Here is a 9172-nt window from a genome sequence, read left to right on the forward strand (position 1 = left end):
AAATAAGAAAAAATTATGCAAGCTTCCGTCACAACAACTATCGATACTGAAAGTCAGGAGACTCCGGTTAACTCACGCGGCAAAGTGGTAATTGCATCACTTATTGGCACTGCAATCGAATTTTTTGATTTCTATATTTATGCCACCGCAGCCGTTATTGTCTTCCCACATATCTTCTTTCCGCAGGGCGACCCAACCGCGGCAACACTGCAATCACTGGCAACCTTTGCTATTGCGTTTATTGCCCGCCCTATTGGTTCCGCACTGTTTGGCCACTTTGGTGACCGTGTTGGCCGTAAAGCAACGCTGGTTGCATCGCTACTGACTATGGGTATTTCTACTGTGCTCATTGGCCTGTTGCCCAGCTATGCCAGCATTGGCGTGATGGCACCGCTGCTGCTTGCTTTAGCGCGCTTTGGGCAAGGCCTGGGGCTCGGTGGTGAATGGGGTGGAGCCGCACTACTGGCGACAGAAAACGCACCGGCGAAAAAACGTGCACTTTATGGTTCTTTCCCCCAGTTAGGTGCGCCAATTGGCTTCTTTTTTGCCAACGGCACTTTCCTGCTGCTTTCCTGGTTGCTCACCAATGAGCAATTTATGGCGTGGGGCTGGCGTATTCCGTTTATCTTCTCGGCTGTACTGGTGCTGATTGGCCTGTATGTGCGTGTTTCATTGCATGAAACGCCAGTATTCACAAAAATTGCCAAGGCCGGGAAACAAGTGAAAGTGCCGCTGGGGCGCCTGTTGAGCAAACACCTCAAGGCGACGATTCTTGGCACGTTCATCATGCTGGCAACCTACACGCTGTTTTACATCATGACAGTGTATTCAATGACATTCAGCACTTCGCCAGTGCCTGCAGGACTTGGCTTCCCACGCAATGACGTGTTGTGGATGCTGATGATGGCGGTAATTGGTTTCGGGCTGATGATTCCTGTTGCCGGGATCATTGCAGATAAATACGGGCGCCGGAACAGCATGATTGTCATAACCAGCCTGATCATTCTGTTTGCGCTGTTTGTATTCCCGAAACTTCTGGGCTCTGGCAACGAATCACTGGTAATGCTGTATTTGTTCCTTGGGCTGAGCCTGATGGGGTTAACTTTTGGGCCGATGGGGGCATTACTGCCTGAGCTGTTTCCAACAGAAGTACGTTATACCGGGGCATCTTTCTCCTATAACGTTTCTTCTATTCTTGGCGCATCGGTAGCACCTTATATTGCCACCTGGTTACAGGCTAACTATGGTTTGTTGTATGTCGGTTTCTACCTGGCGACCATGGCCGTTCTGACACTGATTGCACTGCTCCTCACCAAAGAAACTCGTCACCAGTCACTCTGATAAATAAGCTGGCTAACAGCCGCAGCAAGCTTCACGCTGCGGCTGAATCAGACCAGCTGTAGTAAAACATGTTCCAGGTTATTGAAAGGTTGAGGCCGGGAAAGGAAATAGCCTTGCGCGGCCATCGCCGGAGAAGCCTGTACTGCCCGCCACTCCTCTGCTGTTTCCACGCCTTCAACAATCACACCATTACAATAACGATTCATCAGTTGCAGTAAGAGGGTGAACAGATTGCGCCCTTCAGCTGTTTTGCGCAGCATAATGAACAGCTCACGCGCCACTTTAATGTAGTCGTAACGCACTTCACTGAGCGAAGAGAAGTTTGCCATGCCCGTGCCAAAATCATCCAGCCACAGAGGGCCAAACTCCGGCATACCGGCCAGAGAGGCATTGCTGGGTAAACGAATATGTTCGACCAGCTCAAAGCGAATCCACGGCAGGCGAGCGATACGCGCCAGCATAGCGGGCTCCTGGCGAATAGCCAGCAAGGTTGGCCCGTCGATGTTAACTGAAGCCAGAATATTAAATCGCAGGAAAAGGCTCTCCAGATGTTCCAACAGGCTGAGCTGTTCCCGCACGACTTCAACTCGTTGTGCTGTGGTAATTGCAGCAAAATAGTGATCCGGCGGCACACGCCTTGATGCATCTTCCCGGTCAGTGATTGCCGTTAACATTTCGACCGCCATCAACCTCCCGGAAGTCCGGTAGATCGGCTGAAAAGTGTAAGCACGTTCACACGCCGACCACAAGCGTTGAGCCTGTCCGCTTTCTATATTCGCTTCAGGCGTATACAGCCGGTGGGTGATTTGCTTTAAATTCATTGTTAATGACATCCTGTATAGACGAGTATAAAGGCAGAGCCTTGTCACTCGGTTATCGGCGGAGCGCGGGATAACTTTACGCGCGTTTTCCAGGCAAGTGACGCAGGGCACGCATGCGCGGTAGCCCCAATACTGTGCGATGTCAAATTTTTATCGAAACGTCGTTTTAAAACGTTTGACTGATTTTCAATCGGGCCGCACACTAAAGGCAGTCCCTCCAATCAGGTTCCAGAATTATGCCGACCCCAAAAATTGCCGTTATTGGCGAATGTATGATTGAGTTGTCGCAAAAAGGCGCAGATGTTCATCGCGGTTTTGGCGGCGACACCCTGAACACGTCTGTTTATATTGCCCGTCAGGTTGATGAGTCTGCGTTGTCAGTACACTACATCACTGCTCTGGGTACAGACAGCTTCAGTCAGCAAATGCTGAATGCATGGCAGCAGGAAAATGTACAAACGAGTCTGATACAACAAATGGAAAACCGCCTGCCAGGGCTTTATTACATCGAAACCGATGACACTGGCGAGCGTACATTTTACTACTGGCGCAACGAAGCCGCAGCCCGTTACTGGCTGGAGAGCGACCAGGCAGATACCATTTGCCAGCAACTGGCACAGTTCGACTACCTGTACCTGAGCGGTATCAGTCTTGCAATCCTTAGCCCGGAAAGCCGTGAAAAATTGCTGAACCTGTTACGCCAGTGCCGTGAAAACGGTGGGAAAGTTATTTTTGATAATAACTATCGCCCACGTTTGTGGCGCAGCAAAGAAGAGACTCAGCAGGTTTATCACCAAATGCTGACCTGTACAGACATTGCCTTCCTGACTCTGGACGATGAAGACGCTTTATGGGGTGAAAAACCTGTAGAGGAAGTGATTCACCGCACTCAGGCGGCTGGTGTACGTGAAGTTGTGATTAAACGTGGTGCCGACAGTTGCCTGGTGGCTATTCAGGGGCAGGCAACAATTAATGTTCCGGCCGTGAAACTCCCCAAAGACAAAGTGGTTGATACCACTGCAGCAGGCGACTCCTTCAGCGCAGGCTACCTGGCGGTTCGCCTCACCGGAGCCAGTGCAGAAGATGCAGCAAAACGCGGCCACCTGACAGCCAGTACGGTTATTCAGTACCGCGGAGCGATTATCCCTCGCGAAGCAATGCCTGACTGATTCCGGCGTACTCTCCCGGGCCTCCGGGAGAGTATTTCTATATTTTGCCTTTCCAGCCGTTCTCTGCAGCACGTCTTTCTTGCCTGAACTTTGCTGTTAAAGCTGGTTCACTTCCCCGATGTATTGCCCGCGCCGGATGCCGCCGGTGTTTCTGGCGCATCTGGAGCTACAGGCGAAGCAGGGACGTCAACTGGCATATGCTTCCCCCAGATTTCGCGTAGCGTTTTCGGGTTAACCTCAGCCTCACCCTGCGGCTGCAACAATACCAGTGCCGTACCCTGTGAGAGCATCTGGTGCAGTTCCTGATTAATTTCAGCAATAGTCACTGACCCCAGAAAATCTTCGCGCAGTTTTTGATACTGCTCAGGCGCAATATCCACCACCTGGTTTTGCAGTGAACGAAGCCGCTGATTCATCAGCACCCCGGTATCAGTACGGGCGTAGGTGGCAAACAACGTTTGCAACTCTTTGCGTTTCTGTTCTATTAGCGCATCCACACTTTCTTGTGGTAACCCTTTTTCCCGGACGTTCGCCAGCTCTTCACTCAAAAGCGCCATGTTTTTATCCAGCGTGGCACCCGGTGAGTCCAGATTAAGCCCGCACTGGGCGCGTTGATAGAGCACACGGCAGTCAAAGCCAAGGCCTGTATCTTTCACTTTACGCTTTTCCATGGCCTGCTGAACATGCCAGAAAAGCGCTTCACGGGCCAGGTCAGCACGCCAGTAATGGAGCAGCGCCGCCGAATCACGAATAGGTTCCCAGGGGGTATCCCACATGACAGAAAGCCGGTCTTGCTGCAGGTGGTTACTTATCAGGCTTACGGCATCAGACTTCAGCGGTTGTAATGTCGGGAGCGTAACCGGTGCCGTACGTTTGCCAGTGAGAGGGCCAAAAATTTTGGCAATTTGCTCAGACACACCGCGGCTGTCAATATTGCCGACAATTATCAGTGTCATGGCATCTGGGGTGTACCATTTTGCGTAAAAAGCCTTTAACGCGGCCATATCAACAGGTTGCGCCAGCGAGGCGCCGGGAGCATGAGCCAGCATTGCAGAGCCCTGCAAGCGGTAGCGCCACCATGCGTCCTGCGGGTTAGCCGGCCAGGTTTTCACCATATCTTCTGTCGACAGCGCTTTATCAATACTTTCCTGTGTAATCGCCAGTTTACCGCTGGCATCAGCCAGCCAGGACAACGCTTCTTTCAACAAATCGTCACGGTTATTCGGCAGGCTCATGTCGTACATAGTAAAGTTATACGACACCAACGCGGGGGGCGCGGGACGATTCGGATCAATACTTTGCTGCCATAAAGACCGGGCCTGAAGTGCTGGCAGGCTGCCGCTCTGCGTCAGCGCAATACGCGGAATAAATGCAGTGAAACCACTCTGCTGAGCGGTTTCTGCCAGAGAACCTGTGTTTACTGACAGGCGAATCTCAATGCGGTCACTGGGGCGCTGCGGAGTTTGAAGAATTTGCCATTTCAGGCCATTAGGCAGCTTCCCTTCCTGCCATGCGGGATCGGGCTGTAGTGCATCCGCCTGCGCAAAACCAGAGGCTGTCAGCATCAACACCCCACTGGCTAAAAGTCGAATTCTGTTGCCCTGCATGTATACCCCTGCTCAACATTCCTGGTAAAAAAACACTGATGGCCTGTGCCATCCAGACATAACGTTCAGGCATGTTGCTTAGACAGCAAAAAAGGCCAAACGTCACGCAATAATGTGAAATTAAAAGCCAATTATGCGCAAGAGCCCGCGGCAAGGGCAAGTCACCGCGGGGAATTAAGCCGGTCAGGAAGGAATTTTTTGGGATTTTTTATCACTCGCTGCGCCAGAGAGCACATCAACGAGTTGTTTTTCATCCAGTTCGTTCACTTGTTTGGCAACAAAAATGGTTGCCACGCCGTTACCAACCAGGTTGGTCAGTGCACGGGCTTCCGACATAAAACGGTCAATGCCCAAAATTAATGCCAGGCCTGCAACGGGTAAGTGCCCCACCGCTGAAATGGTGGCGGCCAGAACAATAAAGCCACTACCGGTTACACCGGCTGCGCCTTTAGATGACAACAGCAACACAACCAGTAATGTAATCTGGTGCATAATATCCATATGGCTGTTCGTTGCCTGGGCGATAAATACCGCTGCCATTGTCAGGTAAATAGCCGTGCCATCGAGGTTAAAGGAATACCCGGTAGGAATAACCAGACCGACGACAGATTTACGGCATCCCAGTTTTTCCATTTTATCCAGCATACGTGGCAATGCTGATTCAGAGGATGACGTACCAAGAACAATCAACAGTTCTTCTTTGATATAACGGATAAATTTAAAGATGCTGAACCCGGTATAACGAGCAATACTTCCCAGAACCAAAAACACAAACAGCAGGCAAGTGATATAAAAACAGATAATCAACTGCCCTAATTGCAACAGTGACCCGACACCGTATTTACCAATAGTAAATGCCATTGCCCCAAATGCACCAATCGGTGCCAGGCGCATAATCATATTGATAATGCCAAAAATGACACCAGAGAAACTTTCAATCACATTAAAAATTAACTGGCCTTTTTGCCCCAGGCGATGCAAAGCAAAACCAAACAGCACAGAAAATAATAACACCTGCAAAATATTGCCGCTGGCGAATGCGCCAATCACACTGTGGGGAATAACATCCAGTAAGAAAGGAACTACACCGGTTTTTTCTGCCTGTTGTGTCCAGGCTGCAACAGCACTGGCATCCAGCGTGGCCGGGTCAACATTCATACCTGCACCAGGCTGCAATATATTCACCACCACCAGACCGATGATTAATGCAACGGTACTGACCACTTCAAAATAGAGCAAAGCCACTGCGCCGGTACGGCCTACGGATTTCATACTTTCCATCCCGGCAATACCTGTAACAACAGTACAAAAGATGACTGGGGCAATGATCATTTTGATTAATTTAACAAAAGCATCACCAAAAGGTTTCATCTGCGCACCCAGATCAGGCCAGAAGTGTCCCAGAATAACCCCGACGGCTATTGCGGCCAGGACCTGAAAATAGAGGCTTTTGAACAACGAGGTTTTCATAAGGTGTCCTTGAAATATAATCCGCATGACGGATGGAAAACTGACCGGGAAATTAACATCTAAGAAACATTTTAAAAACTAACACGCATCACACATTCAACAAGACAAGAACGCAATTGCAATAACAATAGTTACATAAGGGCCTGCTGCACATTTTCAGCAGTAAGAAACCAGGCAGAAGAAAGACAGGAAGGCGCCAGGAAGGCCATTATTACCAGAAGAACACCAGGCCGCCGGAATAACCGGCAGCGAAATCAAGGCAGAGTAATTAGCGGGCGTCGTTAGCAGGCAGATAGTCGCGGGAAAATACCTCAGGAGTAACAGCTTTACCAAACAGGAACCCTTGCCCTACTGCAACACCTGCGTCTTCCAGCCACTTGCGCTGGATTTCCGTTTCCACACCTTCAGCCACGATTTTCAAACCCAGCGTCTTCGCCAGAGAGAGAATAACGGACACCATGTTGCTGTCGTCAGGCAAACTGCTCACAAATCCTTTGTCAATTTTCAGGATATCAATAGGCACAGCTTTAATGTGATGTAAATGATTCAGGCTGGCATAGCCCATACCGAAATCATCCAGCGCAATCTGAAGCCCGGCATCATGCAGCGGACGCAGAATATTTACCGCTTCTTGCGGGTCATCAATACGGCGGCTTTCCGTTATTTCAAGAATCAGAGTGCCGGGCTGGATTTTGTAGTGACGCAGCAAAGACAACATATTGGGGATCATATTGCTGTCGAGCAATTGCAATGCGGAAAGATTCACACTCAATGGCAAATTAACCCCACGGTTTTGCCATTGTGCAAGCAGAGCCAGAGATTCCTCCATGACCCAGCGCCCCACTTTAACCATCAGGCCACAGGCTTCAATACGCTCAATCAGGCCTTCGGGTAAATCCCAGCTACCATCAGGCTGGCGCATCCGCAACAAGACTTCCGCACTCAGCACAGCCCCGGTACGCATATCAACCTGGGGTTGTAGCCAAATAGCAAACTGCCGGTTTTCCATCGCCTTGAGAATATCGTTTTCCTCAGTCAGGCGTTGTAACGCAATGGCGTGCTGCCCGGGTTCATAAAACTCCACCTGATTTTTCCCGGCACGGCGCGCACTTTGGCTGGCAGACACCGCTCGCTGGAAAAATAACTGCGCGTCATCCTCACCTTCTTTTTGCATGGCAATACCAATGCTGGCAGAAGGCCGTAACTGCAAGGGGCCGAGATTGAGCGAATCACCCAGCGCGTTCAGCACCTGGTTACTTAATGTCATCGCAACCCAGGGTTTATCCACTCCCTGAACCAGGGCAACAAAATCCGTGGCATTAATTTGTGCAAGAAAGGCGTGCTGCCCCAGCGCATTACGAAGTTTATCCACCAGCATAAGCAACAACGCTTCTCGCTGGGCTTCATGCAATACGCCATCAGAATCCTGCAGTGTCTGGCAGGAAACAGCCAGAATAAAACACGGCCGAGATTCGCTCATTACATTTTCCAGCAGCGCCAGAAAGAGGTCTTTATTGGGTAATTCGCTCACCGGGAAACGCGTGCTAAGCCGGTGCATATGTTCATGGAGTTGTATTATCCGGGTTTGGTTACGGTTATAAGTTTTAACCAACAACCCGATTTCATCGTCAGCGTGTAGTGCAGGTACAGGCAACTGATGTTCTATCGCTTCAGATTCGGCAGCAGAGGCCAGTGAACTGGCGATATCCCTTAATGGGTGCACCACCAGGCGGTTAATACACCAGGTCACCGCGACAGACATCATCAGAGACAAGAGCAAAAATGTCGTAACCAGTGTTGAAATAACGCTGATGATGTAACGATACATTCGCCAGGAATCGGACTGTATTACCAGATAGGCCAGAGGCTGTGGGTTTGCAGGGCGTTCCAGCGAATAAAGTGGCAGCGAAATTTGTGCGGGCAATTCGAAAACACGGGCAACCCAAAGAGGTACCGGTTTTTCTGGCTGAAATACTACCCTTAATGCCTGAAAACGATTAGGTAATACCACATCGGCACGGCTGATAATGCCAGACGGAGTTATATGTTTAAGAATTGACTCAGCCTCGGGAATATCTGCTCTGAGAATAGCCCCAGACAATGGCTGGCGCACAGACCTGGCAATATTTTCCATTTGCATAACAGTATCATGCCGGTGCTGCTGTACCAGATGGAACAGTAAGACAAGCGTAAAAACAGCAATAAAAAATATGGCAACGCTTGCCACCATCGCCATTTGTTTTATTGTTAATGACCGGCTAACTCGCAAATTCACGCTTTATTTTTCCCACCTGATTATTCTCATTTAGCCTGCCGATTATACTGCATTGTTGTGACTTTTTATTACTTCCTGGCGGATGATTTAGGGGTATTCGGTGAGTTTGAGTCTGAAAAGTGGGGGGAATGGTGTTGTTCACTTTGCACTGATGCTAGTGTGGCGAAAGTTCCGTTCACTTAAAGTGTAGTTGTTTCCGTTCACTTTTCACTGTGTCAGTGTGGTGAAAGTTCCGTTCACCTGCAGTGTGGTTGTTTCCGTTCACCTGCAGTGTGGTTGTTTCCGTTCACCTGACGTGATGTGGTTAATGTGGCTTCACAGCCTGTGAACGGGCTAAAGGGGGCTCGCCCCCTTTGCAATCCCCGTTTTCGCGGGCGACCGGTGCTGCGCACTTCGTTCACCTCCGGGCAGTCAGCCTGCGGCCGGCTCGACTCGGCATCCATGCCTCGGTTCGCCTTATTCCGCCGTCCGGGCGGAATAACCTTGTCT

At 50.1% G+C, this 9172-nt stretch carries 6 protein-coding genes; 2 read left to right on the plus strand and 4 right to left on the minus strand.

All coding sequences use genetic code 11. The features are described from left to right. The first annotated feature begins 15 nt into the window (after positions 1-15). The gene (locus DES37_RS21790) at positions 16-1341 is read left to right on the plus strand and encodes an MFS transporter (RefSeq protein WP_110027871.1); all 1326 of its coding nucleotides are present in this window, start codon (positions 16-18) and stop codon (positions 1339-1341) included. 47 nt (positions 1342-1388) lie between these two features. Here the strand turns inward: DES37_RS21790 and pdeH are convergent, their stop codons facing one another. After that, positions 1389-2162 carry a cyclic-guanylate-specific phosphodiesterase gene (pdeH, locus tag DES37_RS21795; protein ID WP_036114370.1) on the minus strand — a complete coding sequence of 258 codons (774 nt, stop codon included), beginning with the start codon at positions 2160-2162 and terminating at the stop codon, positions 1389-1391. A 236-nt stretch (positions 2163-2398) separates the two neighbouring features. Between pdeH and kdgK the strand changes: the two genes are divergently transcribed. Next, positions 2399-3331 carry a 2-dehydro-3-deoxygluconokinase gene (gene kdgK / locus DES37_RS21800; protein ID WP_036114374.1) on the plus strand — a complete coding sequence of 311 codons (933 nt, stop codon included), beginning with the start codon at positions 2399-2401 and terminating at the stop codon, positions 3329-3331. A 107-nt stretch (positions 3332-3438) separates the two neighbouring features. Here the strand turns inward: kdgK and DES37_RS21805 are convergent, their stop codons facing one another. The 3 genes from DES37_RS21805 to hmsP form a co-directional block, all read right to left on the minus strand. Then, positions 3439-4938, minus strand: a complete 1500-nt coding sequence (locus DES37_RS21805; protein ID WP_110027872.1) for a M16 family metallopeptidase — start codon at positions 4936-4938, stop codon at positions 3439-3441. A 183-nt stretch (positions 4939-5121) separates the two neighbouring features. Then, positions 5122-6408, minus strand: a complete 1287-nt coding sequence (locus tag DES37_RS21810; protein WP_036114379.1) for a dicarboxylate/amino acid:cation symporter — start codon at positions 6406-6408, stop codon at positions 5122-5124. Positions 6409-6676: 268 nt separating this feature from the next. Further along, entirely contained in the window at positions 6677-8677 is a 2001-nt protein-coding gene (gene hmsP, locus DES37_RS21815; RefSeq protein ID WP_036114402.1) for a biofilm formation regulator HmsP, read from the minus strand. Positions 8678-9172: the final 495 nt, after the last annotated feature.

This window comes from Mangrovibacter plantisponsor (assembly GCF_003182475.1).
In the GTDB taxonomy this organism is placed as follows: domain Bacteria; phylum Pseudomonadota; class Gammaproteobacteria; order Enterobacterales; family Enterobacteriaceae; genus Mangrovibacter; species Mangrovibacter plantisponsor.